General features: G+C 72.6%; 12 protein-coding genes and 1 pseudogene. 5 read left to right on the forward strand and 8 right to left on the reverse strand.

Annotated features, from left to right (window positions below):
* Window positions 1–139: 139 nt before the first annotated feature.
* The 3 genes from xdhB to uraH are packed head-to-tail and all read right to left on the reverse strand — an operon-like array spanning window position 140 to window position 4,308.
* On the reverse strand, window positions 140–2,473 hold the full coding sequence (gene xdhB, locus D3P35_RS20160; RefSeq protein WP_118137244.1) for a xanthine dehydrogenase molybdopterin binding subunit: 2,334 nt from the start codon (window positions 2,471–2,473) through the stop codon (window positions 140–142).
* Between the two features lie 29 nt (window positions 2,474–2,502).
* Window positions 2,503–3,912 (reverse strand): xanthine dehydrogenase small subunit, encoded by a 1,410-nt coding sequence (gene xdhA, locus D3P35_RS20165; RefSeq protein ID WP_118137214.1) that lies wholly within the window; start codon window positions 3,910–3,912, stop codon window positions 2,503–2,505.
* 3 nt (window positions 3,913–3,915) lie between these two features.
* Window positions 3,916–4,308: a hydroxyisourate hydrolase gene (gene uraH, locus D3P35_RS20170; RefSeq protein ID WP_198670717.1), complete on the reverse strand. Its 393-nt coding sequence runs from the start codon at window positions 4,306–4,308 to the stop codon at window positions 3,916–3,918.
* A gap of 136 nt (window positions 4,309–4,444) precedes the next feature.
* Between uraH and dnaE the strand changes: the two genes are divergently transcribed.
* Window positions 4,445–7,885 (forward strand): DNA polymerase III subunit alpha, encoded by a 3,441-nt coding sequence (dnaE, locus tag D3P35_RS20175; RefSeq protein ID WP_118137246.1) that lies wholly within the window; start codon window positions 4,445–4,447, stop codon window positions 7,883–7,885.
* A gap of 149 nt (window positions 7,886–8,034) precedes the next feature.
* Complete coding sequence (locus D3P35_RS20180; RefSeq protein ID WP_118137218.1) at window positions 8,035–8,310, forward strand: usg protein; 276 nt, start codon at window positions 8,035–8,037, stop codon at window positions 8,308–8,310.
* 154 nt (window positions 8,311–8,464) lie between these two features.
* Here D3P35_RS20180 and D3P35_RS20185 read toward each other — a convergent pair whose 3' ends face one another.
* On the reverse strand, window positions 8,465–8,674 hold the full coding sequence (locus D3P35_RS20185; RefSeq protein ID WP_118137220.1) for a SlyX family protein: 210 nt from the start codon (window positions 8,672–8,674) through the stop codon (window positions 8,465–8,467).
* A gap of 149 nt (window positions 8,675–8,823) precedes the next feature.
* On the opposite strand from D3P35_RS20185, the gene hisS reads away from it, so the two are divergent.
* The 3 genes from hisS to hisG are packed head-to-tail and all read left to right on the forward strand — an operon-like array spanning window position 8,824 to window position 12,187.
* Window positions 8,824–10,326, forward strand: coding sequence for a histidine--tRNA ligase (hisS, locus tag D3P35_RS20190; RefSeq protein WP_118137222.1), 1,503 nt, complete (start codon window positions 8,824–8,826; stop codon window positions 10,324–10,326).
* Window positions 10,326–11,480: an ATP phosphoribosyltransferase regulatory subunit gene (locus tag D3P35_RS20195; protein WP_118137224.1), complete on the forward strand. Its 1,155-nt coding sequence runs from the start codon at window positions 10,326–10,328 to the stop codon at window positions 11,478–11,480. The genes hisS and D3P35_RS20195 overlap by 1 nt, the downstream gene beginning before the upstream one ends.
* Window positions 11,477–12,187 (forward strand): ATP phosphoribosyltransferase, encoded by a 711-nt coding sequence (gene hisG, locus D3P35_RS20200; RefSeq protein ID WP_118137226.1) that lies wholly within the window; start codon window positions 11,477–11,479, stop codon window positions 12,185–12,187. The genes D3P35_RS20195 and hisG overlap by 4 nt, the downstream gene beginning before the upstream one ends.
* Window positions 12,188–12,348: 161 nt before the next feature.
* Here hisG and D3P35_RS27015 read toward each other — a convergent pair whose 3' ends face one another.
* The 4 genes and pseudogenes from D3P35_RS27015 to D3P35_RS20220 form a co-directional block, all read right to left on the reverse strand.
* Window positions 12,349–12,645: a 3-hydroxyacyl-CoA dehydrogenase family protein gene (locus D3P35_RS27015; RefSeq protein ID WP_370032027.1), complete on the reverse strand. Its 297-nt coding sequence runs from the start codon at window positions 12,643–12,645 to the stop codon at window positions 12,349–12,351.
* Between the two features lie 47 nt (window positions 12,646–12,692).
* A pseudogene (locus D3P35_RS27020) lies at window positions 12,693–14,519 on the reverse strand (3-hydroxyacyl-CoA dehydrogenase NAD-binding domain-containing protein); the annotation flags it as partial.
* 12 nt (window positions 14,520–14,531) lie between these two features.
* Complete coding sequence (locus D3P35_RS20215) at window positions 14,532–15,698, reverse strand: acyl-CoA dehydrogenase family protein (protein WP_198670718.1); 1,167 nt, start codon at window positions 15,696–15,698, stop codon at window positions 14,532–14,534.
* Window positions 15,695–16,947: 3-hydroxyacyl-CoA dehydrogenase NAD-binding domain-containing protein (locus tag D3P35_RS20220; protein ID WP_232830574.1), on the reverse strand; the 1,253-nt coding region annotated here is incomplete at its 5' end. The genes D3P35_RS20220 and D3P35_RS20215, both read right to left, overlap by 4 nt.

The raw sequence follows: 16,947 nt of genomic DNA on the forward strand, positions 1-16,947 counted from the left end.
GCCGGATGCGGCCGGGGACCGGGGGGCTTCGTGCGACACGCGCGATAGTGCGGCGCGCGGCCGGCGCGCGCGGCGGGGGCGACCCCGGACCGGCGGGCGACCCCGCGGCCAGTCGCCGCCCGGACGGGGATGGGCCGGGTCACCATGGTTCACCCCGCTGGGCGTCGATGGCGCGCAGCAGGCGCTCGGGTGTGGCCGGGGCGTCGAGCGCGGGGTAGAGGGAGCCGTCGCCGCAGGAGGCCACGGCGTGGGAGAGGGCGAGGAAGGCCGAGGTGCCGAGCATGAAGGGCGGCTCGCCCACCGCCTTGGAGCGGTAGATCGTGTCTTCCGGGTTGTCGCCCTTCCAGAGCTCGATGGTGAGGGCGCGCGGGCGATCGGAGCAGGCGGGGATCTTGTAGGTGGAGGGCGCGTGGGTGGTGAGGCGGCCGGCCTTGTCCCACACCAGTTCCTCGGTCATCAGCCAGCCCGCGCCCTGCACGTAGCCGCCCTCGATCTGGCCGAGGTCGAGGGCGGGGTTCAGCGAGCGGCCCACGTCATGCAGGATGTCGGTGCGCAGGATGCGGTTCTCGCCGGTGAGCGTGTCGAGCGCCACCTCGGTGACCGCGGCACCGTAGGCGAAGTAGAAGAACGGCCGGCCGCGGCCGGCGCGGCGGTCCCATTGCAGGCGGGGGGTGGCGTAGAAGCCGGTGGCGGAGAGCTGCACGCGGGCCTGGTAGGCGGCGCGGGCAAGCTCGGCGAAGCCCACAGTGCCGGCGCCCACGCGCACCGTGCCTTCCTCGAAGCGCACTTCGGAGGCGCTCACCTGCCAGCGCTCGGCGGCGAAGGCGGCGAGGCGCTCGCGGATGGTCTCGCAGGCCGCGCGGGTGGCCATGCCGTTGAGGTCGGAGCCCGAGGAGGCGGCGGTGGCCGAGGTGTTGGGCACCTTGCCGGTGTGGGTGGGGGTGATGCGCACGGCGGAGACCGGCTGGCCGAACACCTCCGCCGCCACCTGGGCCACCTTCATGTTGAGCCCCTGGCCCATCTCGGTGCCGCCGTGGTTCAGGTGGATGGAGCCGTCGGTGTAGACATGCACCAGCGCGCCGGCCTGGTTGAGATGGGTGAGGGTGAAGGAGATGCCGAACTTCACCGGGGTGAGGGCGATGCCGCGGCGGATGATCGGGCCGGCGGCGTTCTCCGCCTCGATGGCGGCGCGGCGGGCGTGGTAGTCCGAGCGCTCGGCGAGGGCGGCGACCAGCTCGGGGGCGATGTTGTCGGTCACCTCCATCAGGTAGGGGGTGGTGAGCCGGCCGGGGCCGCCGTAGAGATTTGCCTGGCGTATGGCGAGGGGGTCTGCGCCGAGGGTTGCGGCGATATGGTCCATCACCCGCTCGATACCCACCAGCCCCTGCGGGCCGCCGAAGCCGCGGAAGGCGGTGTTGGAGGCGGTGTTGGTCACCAGCCGCTCGGAGGTGATCTGCACCGCGGGCAGGTAATAGGCGTTGTCGGCGTGCAGCACCGAGCGATCGGCCACGGCGAGCGAGAGGTCCTGCGACCAGCCGCAGCGGATGTACTGGTCGAAGCGGATGCCGGTGATGCGGCCCTCGCCGTCGAAGCCGCAGCGGTAGTCGATGCGGGCCTCGTGGCGCTTGCCGGTGATGCGCATGTCGTCGTCGCGGTCGTAGCGCATGCGGCAGGGGCGGCCGGTGCGGCCTGCCGCGATGGCGCAGGCGCAGGCCAGCGCGTTGCCCTGGCTCTCCTTGCCGCCGAAGCCGCCGCCCATGCGCCGGGTCTCGACCGTGACGGCCGCGAAGGGCAGGCCGAGGGCCTCGGCCACCTTGTGCTGGATCTCGCTGGGGTGCTGGGTGGAGGAATGCACATGCATCCCGTCCTCCGCCGGCAGGGCGAGGGCGGCCTGGCCCTCGAGGTAGAAATGCTCCTGCCCGCCGAGCTCGAGCCGCCCCTCGATCACGTGGGTGCCGGCGGCGATGCCCGCTTGCCAGTCGCCCCGGCTGACCACGATGGGCTCCTCGAGGCGCGAGCCGATGGCGAGCGCGTCGTCGATGGTGAGGGCTGCCGGGCGGTCGCGGTATTCCACCACCGCGGCGCGGGCGGCGCGGCGGGCAAGGTGATGGCTGGTGGCCACCACGATGAACAGGGGCTGGCCGTGGAAATACACCTCGCCGGTGCAGAGCAGCGGCTCATGGTCGCCCGAGGGCGAGACATCGTTGGCGAAGGGCAGGTCGGCGGCGGTGAGCACGTCGACCACGCCGGGCATGGCGCGCACCGGCGCGAGATTCATCGAGATCACCTCGGCGCGGGCGCGCTCGGAGAGGCCGAAGGCGAGGTGCAGGCAGTTGCGCGGGGCGGGGATGTCATCGGTGTAGAGCGCGCGGCCCGAGACATGCGCGGGTGCGCTGTCATGCGGATGCGGATGGCCCACGGCCGGCGCGGCGCGCGGGTGGCCGGCGCCGGGCTGCGCGGTGGCGCCGGGCATGCCGCGGGTGATGAGGTCGTCGCCGCCGCTCATGCCGCCCCCCGGCCCGCGAGGCGGGTGCGCGAGAGCGGTCCCCGGTCTTCTTCCCAGGCGCGCATCAGCAGGTTCTGCGCCACGCGCAGGCGGTAGGGGGCGGAGGCGCGCATGTCCGACAGAGGCGCGAAATCCTCGGCGAAGGCGCGCTGTGCGGCCTCCACCGTCTCGCGCGTCCAGGGCTGGCCGAGGAGGGCGGCCTCCACCGCTGCGGCGCGCTTCGGCACGCCCGCCATGCCGCCGAAGGCGATGCGCGCGGAGGTGACAGTGCCGCCCTCGGCGAGGATGTTGAAACAGCCGCAGACCGCCGAGATGTCCTGGTCGAAGCGCTTGGAGACCTTGTAGCAGCGCAGGGCGTCGGGCCCGGCGGGGATGTGCGCGGAGGTGACGATCTCGCCCGCGTTGCGGTCCTGCTGGCCATAGGCGAGGAAGAAGGCCTCGAGCGGCAGGGTGCGCGGCCCGTCCGGCCCCAGCAGCGATACCGTGGCGCCAAGGGCGATCAGCGCCGGCGGGCTGTCGCCGATGGGCGAGCCGTTGGCGATGTTGCCGCCTAAGGTAGCGGCGTTGCGCACCTGCACCGAGCCGTAGCGGCGCAGCAGCTCGGCGAAATCGGGGTAGCGCCCGGCCATCAGCCCGCGCAGCCGGGCGATGGTGACCCCGGCGCCGATGGTGAGGCCGCTCTCGTCTTCGCTCACCGTGCCGAGCTCGGCCACACGGTGGAGGAACACGGCGGGCTCGATGTCGCGCATCGACTTGGTGACCCAGAGACCCACGTCGGTGCCGCCGGCCACCGGCACCGCCCCGGGCTCGCGCGCGAGGATGGCGGCGAGGCTGTCGAGCGAGGCGGGCACCATGCCGCCCTCGATGGCCACGTCCTCGTCATGCGCGAGGGCGGCGAGGGCGGCCGTGTCGGCCCCGATCCAGGGGGCGGGGGGCGCATCGGCCACGGCTTCGGCCGCGCGCACGATCGGGCCGTAGCCGGTGCAGCGGCAGAGGTTTCCGGCCAGCACCGTGTCATGGTCGCGCCGGCCCTGGTGGCGGGCGGCATGCATCGACATCACGAAGCCGGGGGTGCAGAAGCCGCATTGCGAGCCGTGCTCGGCCACCATGGCCTGCTGCACGGGGTCGGAGCCGTCCGCCGACAGCCCCTCCACGGTGCGCACAGAGCGGCCCTCGAGCTGGGGCAGGAACAGGATGCAGGCGTTCACCGCCTCCTGCACCAGCCGCCCCTCCTCCAGCCGGCCGAGCGCCACGGTGCAGGCGCCGCAATCGCCCTCGTTGCAGCCCTCCTTGGTGCCGGTGAGGCCGCGATGCTCGCGCAGGAAATCGAGCAGGGTGAGGCTGGCAGGCGCGTCGCGCAGGCGCATTTCCTCGCCGTTGAGCAGGAAGGTCAGCTCGTCGCGCATGGCTCAGCTCCCCCGGTAGGTGGAATATCCGAAGGGCGAGAGCAGCAGCGGCACGTGGTAATGCCCGTCCTCCGCGATGCCGAAGCGGATGGGGATGAGGTCGAGAAAGCGCGGGCCCCCGGCGGCGGGGCCGGTCTCGTCGAGATAGGCGCCGGCGTGGAACACGAGCTCGTATTCGCCGGGGCGGAAGGCCTCGCCCTCCAGCAGCGGCGCGTCGCAGCGGCCGTCGGCGTTGGTGAGCGCCTGGGCCACCGGCATGCGCGCGCCGTCGGCGTGGCGGAACAGCTCCACCCGCAGCCCCGCGGCGGGGCAGCCGCGCGCCGTGTCCAGAACATGTGTCGTCAGGCGTCCCACGGCCCCTCCCGGTCTGATCGCGCGTCTGTTATCAGGCCCCATCGGCCCGGCCAATGCAAGACGTTGATTGGACGGAACTGTTTGCCGCAACGTTTGCCGCGGGGGCAGGCCCGCCCGGGCCCCGGGCGCGCGCATCGGCGCTGGCGCTGGCGGGGCAGGGCGCGCTATGCAGGGTGTCATGAGCACGCCGCGATTCATCCACCTGCGCACCCACACCGCCTATTCGCTGCTCGAGGGCGCGATCCAGGTGAAGGCCCTCCCCAAGCTCGCCGCCGGAGACGACATGCCGGCCGTGGCCGTCACCGACACGGGCAACCTCTTCTGCGCGCTGGAGTTTTCCGAGTATGCCGCGGGTGCGGGGCTGCAGCCGATCATCGGCTGCCAGATGCGCCTCGCCTATGCCGCCGCCGCGAGCCCGACCGAGAAGGCCCCCGCACCCCGCGACATCGTGCTGCTGGCGCAGGACGAGGCGGGCTACCTCAACCTCATGAAGCTCAACTCCTGCGCCTTCCTCGACAGCCCGGACGCCGAGCCGCACATCACCCTGCCCGAGCTCACCCGCCACGCCGAGGGGCTGATCTGCCTCACCGGCGGCGCCGCGGGGCCTGTGGGCCAGTTGTTGCAGGACGGGCAGGGCGCGAAGGCGCGCGCCCTCACCGAGAAGCTCGCCGGGCTGTTCCCCGGCCGGCTCTACATCGAGGTGCAGCGCCACGGCACCGCGCCCGAGCGGCGCACCAAGGCGGAGGCTGCCACCGAGCCCGGGCTGATCGAGCTCGCCTACGCGCTCGAGCTGCCGCTGGTGGCCACCAACGACGTGCATTTCGCCAACCGCGAGATGTACGAGGCGCATGACGCGCTGCTGTGCATCGCCGATGGCGCCTATGTCGACCAGGCCGCGCCGCGCCGCCGGCTCACGCCCGAGCATTGCTTCAAGACGCAGGCCGAGATGGCCGCGCTCTTCGACGACCTGCCGGAGGCGCTGGAGAACACGGTGGAGATCGCCCGGCGCTGCGCCTTCCGGGTGCGCACCCGGAAGCCGATCCTGCCGCGCTTCGCCGAGGACGAGGTGGAGGAGCTGCGCCGCCAGGCGGCCGAGGGCCTCGCCCGCCGGCTCGAGGTGATCCCCCACGCCGCCCCGGTGGAGGAATACGAGAAGCGGCTGGACTACGAGCTCGGCATCATCGAGGGCATGGGCTTTCCCGGCTACTTCCTCATCGTCGCCGATTTCATCAAGTGGGCGAAGGACCATGACATCCCGGTGGGGCCGGGGCGCGGCTCGGGCGCGGGCAGCCTCGTGGCCTACGCGCTGACCATCACCGACCTCGACCCCCTGCGCTACTCGCTGCTGTTCGAGCGCTTCCTCAACCCCGAGCGCGTGTCGATGCCCGATTTCGACATCGACTTCTGCATGGACCGCCGCGAGGAGGTGATCCACTACGTGCAGGAGAAATACGGGCGCGAGAAGGTGGCGCAGATCATCACCTTCGGCGCGCTGCTCTCCAAGGCCGCGGTGCGCGACGTGGGCCGCGTGCTGCAGATGCCCTTCATGCAGACCGACCGGCTGTCGAAGATGATCCCGGTGGAGGGGGTGAAGCCGGTCTCCATCGCCAAGGCGCTGATCGAGGAGCCGCGCCTGCGCGAGGCCGCGCGGGAGGAGGAGGTCGTCGCCCGCATGCTCGACTTCGCCGAGAAGCTCGAGGGCCTGCTGCGCAACGCCTCCACCCATGCCGCGGGCGTGGTGATCGGCGACCGCCCGCTCGACGAGCTGGTGCCGCTCTACCAGGACCCGCGCTCGGACATGCCGGCCACCCAGTTCAACATGAAATGGGTGGAGCAGGCCGGGCTGGTGAAGTTCGACTTCCTCGGGCTGAAAACCCTCACGGTGATCCAGAACGCCATCGACCTCCTGGGCCTGCGCGACATCAGCCTCGACATCGGCGCCATCCCGCTCGACGACAAGGCGACCTACGACCTCTACACCTCGGCCCAGACGGTGGCGGTGTTCCAGGTGGAAAGTTCGGGCATGCGCGACGCCCTGCGCCAGCTCCGCCCCACCTGCATCGAGGACATCATCGCGCTGGTGGCGCTCTACCGCCCCGGCCCGATGGAGAACATCCCGAAATACTGCAACGTGAAGAACGGCAAGGAGAAGCTCGAGAGCCTCCACCCCACCATCGACCACATCCTGGCCGAGACGCAGGGCATCATCGTCTACCAGGAGCAGGTGATGCAGATCGCCCAGGTCATGGGCGGCTACTCGCTCGGCGGCGCCGACCTGTTGCGCCGCGCCATGGGCAAGAAGATCAAGGAGGCGATGGATGCCGAGCGCCCGAAGTTCCAGGAGGGCGCGAAGAAGAACGGCGTGGACGCCAAGAAGGCGACCGAGGTGTTCGACCTCCTCGAGAAATTCGCCAACTACGGCTTCAACAAGTCCCACGCCGCCGCCTATGCGGTGGTGAGCTACCAGACCGCCTGGCTCAAGGCCAACCACCCGGTGGAGTTCATGGCCGCGGTGATGAACTGCGACATCCACCTCACCGACAAGCTCAACGTCTACGCCCAGGAGATCCGCCGCCTGGAGATCCCGCTGGTGCCCCCTTGCGTCAACCGCTCCGACGCCACCTTCACCGTGCGCGACGGCGCGGTGGTCTATGCGCTCGGCGGGCTGAAGAACGTGGGCGTGGAGGCGATGCGGATGATCGTGGAGGCCCGCGGCACCGGCTTCACCGACCTGTTCGACTTCGCGCGCAAGGTCGACATGAAGCGCATCGGCAAGCGGCCGCTGGAGATGCTGGCGCGCGCCGGCGGGTTCGACGAGCTCGACCCCAACCGCCGCCGGGTGCTCGAGAGCCTCGATGCGCTGATCGGCTATTCCGCCGCCACGCTGGCGGACCGCGAGTCCGCCCAGACCTCGCTCTTCGGCGATGGCGGCGAGGCGCTGCCCGCCCCGCGCCTGCCCAACCCGGAGGACTGGCTGCCCACCGAGCGGCTGGCCGAGGAGATGAAGGCCGTGGGCTTCTACCTCTCGGGCCACCCGCTCGACGATTACATGGGCCCGCTGAAGCGCAAGCGCGTGCTCACCTTCGCCGAGCTGGTGCAGAAATGCGGCGGCGGGGCGACGGTGGCGAAGATCGCGGGCTCGGTCACCGGCCGGCAGGAGCGCAAGTCCGCCCGCGGCAACCGCTTCGCCTTCGTGCAGCTCTCCGACCCCACGGGCATCTACGAGGTGACCGTGTTCTCCGACACGCTTGAGCAGGCGCGCGAGTTTCTCGAGCCCGGCTCCAACGTGGTGCTCACGGTGGAGGCCGAGCCGCAGGGCGACCAGCTCAAGCTGCTGGCCCGCGCCGCCCAGCCGGTGGACACGGCCGTGGCCGATGCCGCCGCCGCGGGCCTGCGCATCTTCGTGAACGAGGCCGCGGCGGTGGAGAGCATCCGTGCGCGCCTCGGCGACGCCGGCAAGGGCTCGGCCCGCGGCCGCGGCCCGGTGCATCTCGTGCTCGTGCACCCCGACCTGCCGGGCGAGGTGGAGATCGCGCTGAAGGAGACCTACCCGGTCTCCCCCCAGATCCGCGGCGCCATCAAGCACGCGCCGGGCGTGATGCATGTGGAGGAATTCTGAGGGGAGGAGTTCTGACGGGCGTCTGGCAGCACTCCTCCGGGAATGCTGCCAACACACTGAAATAAAACGCCTTTTCGGCGAAATTTTCTTGTCACGTTAACCTTGTCGCGGCACGCTTTGCACATGACGCAGTGCAAAAGAGGTGCCGCATGAAACCATCTCCGTCGGAAACCGAGCTCATGCTGTCCGGTCACGGGCTCACCACCGCGCAGATCTACTACCGCATGCCCGACTGCCAGTCCCTGCTGCAGACCTTCGTCTGGCAGGAATACGATCTCGCCCCGAAATTTCCGCGATTGCGCAAGTTTCTCGACTTCTGGCGCGACGAGCTGGAGGGGCCGCTGCACTCGGTGGTCTATTCCCATTGCCGGCTGATCCGGCCCGGGGAATGGCGCAAGGTCGACGGAGAATTCCTGCTCAACTGAGCGCCACTCTCCCCGCTGCTCTTCCCGCCCCGCCGAGCGGGGCGGCATTGAGCCCGTGTACGCCACGCGGAGAGATCTCCGGTGCCATGCGGGGGGCAGCTTCGGGCCTCGTCGCTGTTCCTTGTGCCGCGTCCGGCCCGGGCCGCTGCCGCCGCTACCAGTGCGGCGGCGGCTGGTGTGCGGGCGGGGCATCGCCCGGCTCCGCGCCCTCGTTGATCCGCTCCACCAGCCGCGTGAGGCTGCGCTTGAGCATGTCGATCTCCGCCCATTGCCGGTTCACGGTCTCGGAGAGTTCGGTGATCACCATCTCCTGATGCGCCACATGGATCTCGAGATCCGTGAGGCGCTGTCCCATATCCGTCATCCGGTTCCCCTGCTCCACACCCACTGCACCCAGCCCGTCCTTGCCCAGACCGGGATCATTCGCTAAACCACGCCCGCGTCCGTCTCCCGGGCGCGAGGCAAGCCCCGTGCCCGCTTTTCGGGCGCACCACAAGCGTTGGACACCCGATTATGGCCAAGGACAAACAGAAAGTCAGGCGCCCTCGCGCCGAGACCCCCCGCGGGTTTCGCGACTACTTCGGCACCGAGGTGACCGAACGCAACCGCATGCTCGCCACGATCACGGAAGTGTACCACCGCTACGGATTCGATCCGCTGGAAAGTTCGGCGGTCGAGACGGTGGAGGCGCTCGGCAAGTTCCTGCCCGACGTTGACCGCCCCAACGAAGGCGTGTTCGCCTGGCTCGACGAGGACGCCTGGGTGGCGCTGCGCTACGATCTCACCGCGCCGCTCGCCCGCGTGTTTGCCCAGCACCGCAACGACCTGCCCTCGCCCTATCGCCGCTACGCCGTGGGGCCGGTCTGGCGCAACGAGAAGCCGGGGCCGGGGCGTTTCCGCCAGTTCTATCAATGCGATGCCGATACCGTGGGCACCCCCACCGTGGCGGCCGACGCCGAGATCTGCGCCATGCTGTCGGACGCGCTGGAGGCCACCGGCATTCCGCGCGGCGACTACCAGGTGAAGCTCAACAACCGCAAGGTGCTCAACGGCATCATGGAGGTGATCGGCGTGCTCGACCCCGCCGACCCCGACGCCCATGCCGCCCGCCGCGGCATCGTGCTGCGCGCCATCGACAAGCTCGACCGGCTGGGTGACGCGGGCGTGCGCGCCCTGCTCGGCGAGGGCCGCAAGGACGAGAGCGGCGACTATACCGAGGGCGCGAAACTCTCGGCCGAGCAGGCCGAAATCGTGATGGGCTTCATGGCCGCGAAGCGCGACACGGGGGCCGCCACCGCCGCCCGGCTGCGCGAGCTCGTTACCGGCTCCGACACCGGTGCCGAGGGGGTGAACGAGCTCGAGACCATGGCCGAGCTGCTCGACGCCTCCGGCTACGGGCCCGACCGCATCCTGATCGACCCCGCCGTGGTGCGCGGCCTGGGCTATTACACCGGCCCGGTCTACGAGGCCGAGCTCACCTTCGAGATCCGCGACGAGAAGGGCCGCCCGCGCCAGTTCGGCTCGGTGGCCGGCGGCGGGCGCTACGACGACCTGGTGAAGCGCTTCACCGGCCAGTCGGTGCCCGCGACCGGCGTGTCGATCGGGGTCGACCGGCTGCTCGCCGCCCTCACCGCGAAGGGCAGGGCGGGGATGGTGGCCGAGGGCCCCGTCGTCGTCACCGCGATGGACCGCGCCCGCATGGCCGATTACCAGCGCATGGTGGCCGAGCTGCGCAACGCCGGCATCCGCGCCGAGGTGTTTCTCGGCGGCGGCAACATGGGCAAGCAGCTCAAGTATGCCGATGCGCGCAACAGCCCGGTGGCGGTGATCGAGGGCGAGGACGAGCAGGCCCGCGGCGTGGTCCAGCTCAAGGACCTCGCGCTCGGCGCCCGGCTCGCCGCCGCCATCGAGACCAACGAGGAATGGAAGGCCCAGCCCGCGCAGATGGAAGTGCCGCGCGCCGAGCTGGTGGAGCAGGTGCGCCGCATGATGGCCCGGCGCGGGGCGCAGGGCTGATGCTCACCGCGCGCGCCTACCTGCCGGACGGCCGTCTCGGCGCCGGGCTCGCCCGGCTCGAGGCCGAGACCGCCCGCATCCTCACCGCCTACGGCGCCGCCGGCGCCACCGTGGTGGAGCCCGAGGCGCTGCAGCCGGCCGACGTGCTGCTCGACCTCTACGGCGAGGATATCCGCGCCCGCGCCTACGTGACGCAGGACCCCGTGGCGGGCGAGATGATGCTGCGCCCGGATTTCACCGTGCCGGTGGTGCGGCTGCACATGGCGCATGGCGCGGCACCGGCCCGCTACGCCTATTGCGGCCCGGTCTGGCGCGCGCAGGAGCCGGGCTCGCGCCGGCCGAACGAGTACCTGCAGGCGGGTTTCGAACTGTTCGACGCCGGTGACCCGGCGGAGGCCGATGCCGAGGTCTTCGCGCTCATGGCCGGCCTCGTGGGCGAGACGGGCTCGGAGGTCGCCACCGGTGACATGGGCATCCTTGCCGCCGTGGTCGACGGGCTGGAGACCGCGCCGCACCGCCGCGCCGCCCTGCGCCGGCACCTCTGGCGCCCCGAGGCGTTCCGCCGGCTGCTGCGCCGCTTCGGCGCCGGCCACGAGGAGGCCACGGCCGCCCGCGCCACGCTGCTCGCCGCCGCCGAGCGCGGCGCCGAGGCGGTGGGCGAGCTCATCGCCTGGGCCGGCGAGCCGGTGGGCCTGCGCGACGCCGAGGACATCACCGCCCGCGCCCTGCGCCTGGCCGGCGAAGCCGCGACCCCGCCGCTCACCGAGGCCCAGGTGGCCGCCCTCGACGAGGTGCTCTCGGTGAGCGGCCCCTCCGCTGCGGCCCTCGCCCGGCTGCGCGGCCTCGCCCCCGACATGCCGGGGCTGAAGGGCGCCTGCGACCGGGTGGAGGCGCGGCTCGAGGCGCTCGCCCGCCGCGGCATCGACGCGGGCGCGCTGCCCTTCTCCACCTCCTTCGGGCGCACCACGCTGGAATATTACGACGGTTTCGTCTTCGGCCTCTCGGCCCCGGGCCGGCCCGACCTGCCGCCGCTCGCCCAGGGCGGGCGCTACGACCACGTGACCGCCGTGCTCGGCGGCGGGGCCGGCATTCCGGCGGTGGGGGCGATCATCCGCCCCGAGGCGCTGATCGCGGCACAGGGAGGTGCGGCATGAGCCGGCTGAAGCTCGGACTCCCCTCCAAGGGCCGGCTGCAGGGCCAGTGCATCGCCTGGTTCCATGAGCGGGGCATCGCCATCGAGCGTACCGGGGCGGAGCGTGAATATGCCGGCACGGTGTCGGGGGTCGACGGGGTAGACCTCGTGCTGCTCTCGGCTTCCGAGATCCCGCGCGAGCTCGCGGCCGGGCGCATCCACCTCGGCATCACCGGGCAGGACCTGGTGCACGAGACCATCCCCGGCTGGGAAGGGCGGGTGAGCCAGCTCGCCGCGCTCGGCTTCGGCCGCGCCGACCTGGTGATCGCGGTGCCCTCGGTCTGGGTCGACGTGGAATCGGTGGAGGACCTCGACGCGGTGGCCGCCGATTTCCGCGCCCGCCACGGGCTGCGCCTGCGGGTGGCGACGAAATATCACCGGCTGGTGCGCGACTTCCTGCGCCGCCGCGGCGTGGCCGACTACCGCATCGTCGACAGCCAGGGCGCCACGGAAGGCACGGTGAAGAACCTCACCGCCGAGCTTATCGCCGACATCACCTCTACCGGCGAGACCCTGCGCGCCAACCACCTGCGGGTGCTGGAGGACGGGCTGATCCTCGCCTCCGAGGCGGCGCTCTTCGCCGCGCGGGCAGCGAGCTGGGGTGCGGAGGAGCGCGCGACCCTGGCCACCCTGTGCAGCCGCATGGGGCTGGACGAACCGGCGCTCTGAGCCACCGCCGGCGCGGCGCGCGGGGGGCCGATGCGGCGCCCCCGGGGCCAGCGAAGGGGCGGCCACCCCCGGGCCCCGCGCGCCTTTCAGAGCGCAGCCTGCCCGGCGGCACCGGGCCTTCGCCCGCAGCCCGGGCGGCAGTCCGTGCCGCGCGCCCGGCTTCAGCGATAGGGACGCCCCTCGGCCGCACGGCGCTTCAGCGCGTCCGTCGCGCGATAGGCCGGGCCCAGGTGCGCGTGGCGGGCGCAGAGCGCCACGAGCTCGGGCAGGCCGGTCCGGTCGGCCCAGGCGAGTGCGCCGCCCATGTGCACCGGCAGGCCGATGCCCGTCACCAGCGCCATGTCGAGCTCGGCCGGGGTGGCCGCCACGCCGTCCTCCAGCGCGTGGATCGCCTCCATCACGAGGGCGAGCATCATGCGCTCGCCGATCTCGGCGTCGCCCGGCTCCGGCCCGATCATCGTCGCCCCGCCGGCCTCCGCCGCGTCCCGGCGCAGGCCGGCGATCAGCGCGTCGGCGGCGGGGTCGTCCTGCCTGCGCAGCCGGCCGGTGTCGTCGCGGCTCCAGGCGTAGAAACCGGCGCCGGATTTCTGCCCCAGCCGGCCGGCGCGGGCCATGGCCGCCACGGCGTCCGGCCAGTCCCGCGTCATGCGCTCGGGGTAGCCGGCGGAAATGGTCCCGATCACGTGGGCGCCGGTGTCCATGCCCACCACGTCCTGCAGCAGGGCGGGGCCCATGGGCCAGCCCATCGCCTCCATCACCCGGTCGATGCGGCGGAAGTCCACCCCCTCGGCCACCAGCCGGGTGAAGGCGTTGATGTAGGCGGTGAGGATGCGGTTCACGAGGAAACCCGGGCAGTCGGCCACCACCACGGGGGTCTTGCGCATCGCGAGCGCGGTGGCCACGGCGGTGGCCACGGCGGCGTCGCTGCTCCGCGCCCCGCGCACGATCTCCACCAGCGGCATGCGCGGCACGGGATTGAAGAAATGCATGCCCACGAGGCGTTCCGGCCGGGCCATGCCGGCGGCGAGATCGTCGATCCGCAGGCTCGAGGTGTTGGAGGCGATCACCGCCTCCGCCGGGAGCAGGGCCTCGAGCGCAGCGATCACCTCGCGCTTCACCCCGAGCCGCTCGACCACGGCCTCGACGACCATCCCGGCCGCCGCGAGGCCCTCGGGCGCGGTGGCGCTGGTGATGCGGGCCCTGAGGGCGGCGCCGGCGGCGGCATCGAGCCGGCCGCGCCGGGCTTCGCCCGCGATGAGCCTTTCGATCTCCTCTCCCGCCGCGTCGAGCGCGCTGCGGGCATGTCGCCGAGGCGCACCTCGATGCCGCTCAGCGCCAGCGTGTAGGCGATGCCGCCGCCCATGATGCCGGCGCCGAGCACCCCGGCGCGCGCCGGGGCCGCCGCCCCGGCCGCCGCAGCCTTCGCCGCCTTCGCCACCGCGCGCTGCGCGAAGAACATCTGCGTGAGCGAGGCGGCGGCCCGGGTGGTGGCGACCTGCGCGAAGCCCAGGCACTCGGCCTCCTGCGCCCCGGCCCGGTCCATCGCGGCGGAGCGCTCGACGAGGTCGATCGCCATGCGCGCCGCGGGCTGGTGCGGGCCCGACCGGTCGGCATTGCGGGCGGCCGCGAACAGCGCCGGGTCGCGGTCGGCGACCGGAGCGCGCTTCACCGCGCGGGCCTGCCGCCAGTCGCCGAAGGCGATGAGGCCGGCCAGCAGCCGCTCCGCCGCCGTCTCGAGCGCATCCGGCGGGGCGGTCACGGTCACCAGCCCGGCGGCGCAGGCCTGCGCGGCGTCGACGGGCCTGCCCGAGACGATCATCTCCAGCGCCCTTGCCACGCCCGCCAGCCGCGGCACTCGCACCGTGCCGCCGAGGCCGGGGAACACGCCGAGCGAGACCTCCGGCAGGCCCACCCGGCCGCTCTCGCTCAGCACCCGGGCATCGCAGCACAGCGCGAGCTCGAGCCCGCCGCCGAGCGCCATGCCCGGCATGGCCGCCACCGTGGGCACCCGCAGGTCCTCGAGCGCGCGGAACCCCTCGTTGAGTGCCCGGCAGCGCGCGGCGATCTCCGCCTCCTCCAGCGCGAAGAGCCCGGCGAACTCGCCGATATCCGCCCCCACCACGAAATCCTCCCGCGCCGAGGTGAGGATGAGCCCGGTGACGGAGGCATCCGCCTCCACCGCCGCCAGGGCGCGGGCGAGATCGGCATGCACCGCGGCGCTGAGCGTGTTCATCGGCCCCGGGGTTTCGATGATCAGCCGCGCCACCCCCTCCGCGCCGCGGGTGAGGCGCATGGTGGCGCCTTCGAAACCGGTCATCGCATCCTGCCGCATCACGTCCCTCCCTCAGTCCAGCCTGCGCGCGTCGAAGCCGAGGCCCCGCGCGATGATTTCCTTCATGATCTCGTCGGAGCCGGCGAAGATGCGGCTCACCCGCGCGTCGCGGTACATGCGCGAGATGCGGTATTCCTCCATGTAGCCGGCGCCGCCGTGGAGCTGCACGCAGCGGTCGATCACCCGGTTCTCCAGCCCGGTGGTGACGAGCTTCACCCCGGCCGCCACCTCCGCGCTCAGCCGGCCGGCATTGGCGAGCATCACGCAATCGTCGGTGAAGCTCTGGGCGATGTCGAGCTCGGCGCGCATCCGCGCCATGGCGAAGCGCGTCTCCTGGAAGGCGCCGATCGGCCGGCCGAAGGCGCGGCGCCCGGTGACCCAGGCGAGGGTCTCGTCGAAGGCCGCCCCCGCGTGGGCCATGGAGCCGATGGCCACCATCAGCCGCTCGGTTGCGAGCAGCTCGCTCATGTAGGCAAAGCCCTTCGCCGGCTCGCCCAGCAGGTTTTCGGCCGGCACGCGCACATCGTCGAAGAAGAGCTCGGCCGTGTCCTGCGCGTCGAGCCCGGTCTTCCTCAGCCGCCGCCCGCGCGAGAAGCCCGCCATGCCGCGCTCGACCACGAAGAGCCCGATCGCGTGCGGCCTCTCGGGGTCGGTGCGCGCCGCGACCACCACGGCGTCGGCCAGCAGGCCGTTGGAGATGTAGGTCTTGCTGCCCGAGAGCAGCCAGTCGGTGCCGTCGGGCCGGGCGCGGGTCTGCATGCCGGCAAGGTCGCTGCCCGCCGCGGGCTCGGTCATCGCGATGGCGAGGATCGTCTCGCCGCAGACCGCCTTCGGCATCAGCCGGTCCTTCAGGGCGGGGGTGCCGAAGCGGTCGATGTAGGGCGCCACGATCTGCGAGTGGAGGTTGAGATAGAAGCCGGGGTCGGCGCCGCGCACCACCTCCTCCTGCAGCACCTGGTCGAAGCGGTAGTCGCGCACGCCGGCGCCGCCGTAGGCCTCGTCGGCCCAGAGGCAGAGGAAGCCCTGCGCGCCGGCGGAGAGGAAGCTCTCGCGGTCGACCTCGCCATTGGCGCGCCAGGCCCCGACCCGGGGGGCGAGCGCCTCGGCCACCCAGCGCCGGGCGCTGTCGCGGAACTGCTCGTGCTCGGGCTCGAAGATGGTGCGGGGGATGAGGCTCATGCGCGCTCTCCTTCGTGGAAGCGCCGGCCGGCAGCGGCATGGACGCGCAGGGCGGCGGAGGGGCGGAAGCGGGCCCCGTGCCGCGCCGCCAGCTGGTCGCAGGTGGCAACGAAGGCCTCCGCGCCGGTCATGTCGATGTAGCTCAGCGGCCCGCCGGTCCAGGAGGGGAACCCCACGCCGAGCACCGCGCCCAGGTCGGCGTCTTCCGCGCGGGCGACCACGCCTTCCTCGAGGCAGCGGGCGGCATCGAGCGCCTGGATGGCGAGCAGCCGGGTGCCGATCTCCTCCACCCCCGGCTGGGGGGCCGCGGCGGGGAAGACCTCCGCCAGCCCGGGCCAGAGCCGCTTCGCCGCCCCGGCGGGGTAGTCGTAGAACCCCGCGCGCGCCTTGCGGCCGGGCCGGCCGAGCCCGAGCATCCGCGCGATCACCGGGCGGGCGTGGCCGCGCAGGAAGCGCGGGGCGAGACCGTCGGCCTCCGCCTGGTCGATCACCTCCTGCTGCAACGCGAGCGAGACCTCGTCGGTCACCGCCAGCGGGCCGACGGGGGCGCCGATGCGGCGGGCGGCGTTCTCGATCAGGGCGGGGGCCACGCCCTCGGCCAGCATGGCCATGGCCTCGTCGATCCAGGTGCAGAAAATGCGGCTGGTGAAGAAGCCGGGGCTGGTGCTGACCACGATGGGGGTCTTGCCGAGCTGCAGCACGAGGTCGAGCGCCGCGGCGAGGGTGGCGTCGCTCGTGGCGCTGCCGCGGATGATCTCGACCAGCGGCATCCGCTCGACCGGCGAGAAGAAATGCAGTCCGAGGAAGCGCCCGGGCGCGGGCAGGGCGGCGCCGAGCGTGTCGATGGAGATGGTCGAGGTGTTGGAGGCCAGGATGGTCTCCGCTCCCAGGTGCGGCAGTGCCGCGCGGGTGACCGCCTGCTTGAGCGCCGTCTGCTCGAACACCGCCTCGATCACCAGCTCGGCCCCGGCGAGCGCTTCGGGACCGGCTGCGGGGGTGATGCGGGCGAGGGTGGCGGCGGCGGCCCCGGGCGTGGTGCGCCCGGCGGCGACGGCCGTCTCCAGCGCCGCGGCGATGCGGGCGTGGCCGGCGGCGGCGCTCTCGGCGTCGCGGTCGAGCAGGGTGACGGCGATGCCGCGCCCGGCGGCGGCGCGGGCGATGCCGGCGCCCATCATCCCGGCGCCGATCACGCCCAGCCGGGTGAAGCTGCGGCGCGGCGCCCGCGGCCGGGCGGCGCCGGCCTCGGCCC

The organism is Oceanicella sp. SM1341 (genome assembly GCF_003448965.1).
In the GTDB taxonomy this organism is placed as follows: Bacteria; Pseudomonadota; Alphaproteobacteria; order Rhodobacterales; family Rhodobacteraceae; genus Paroceanicella.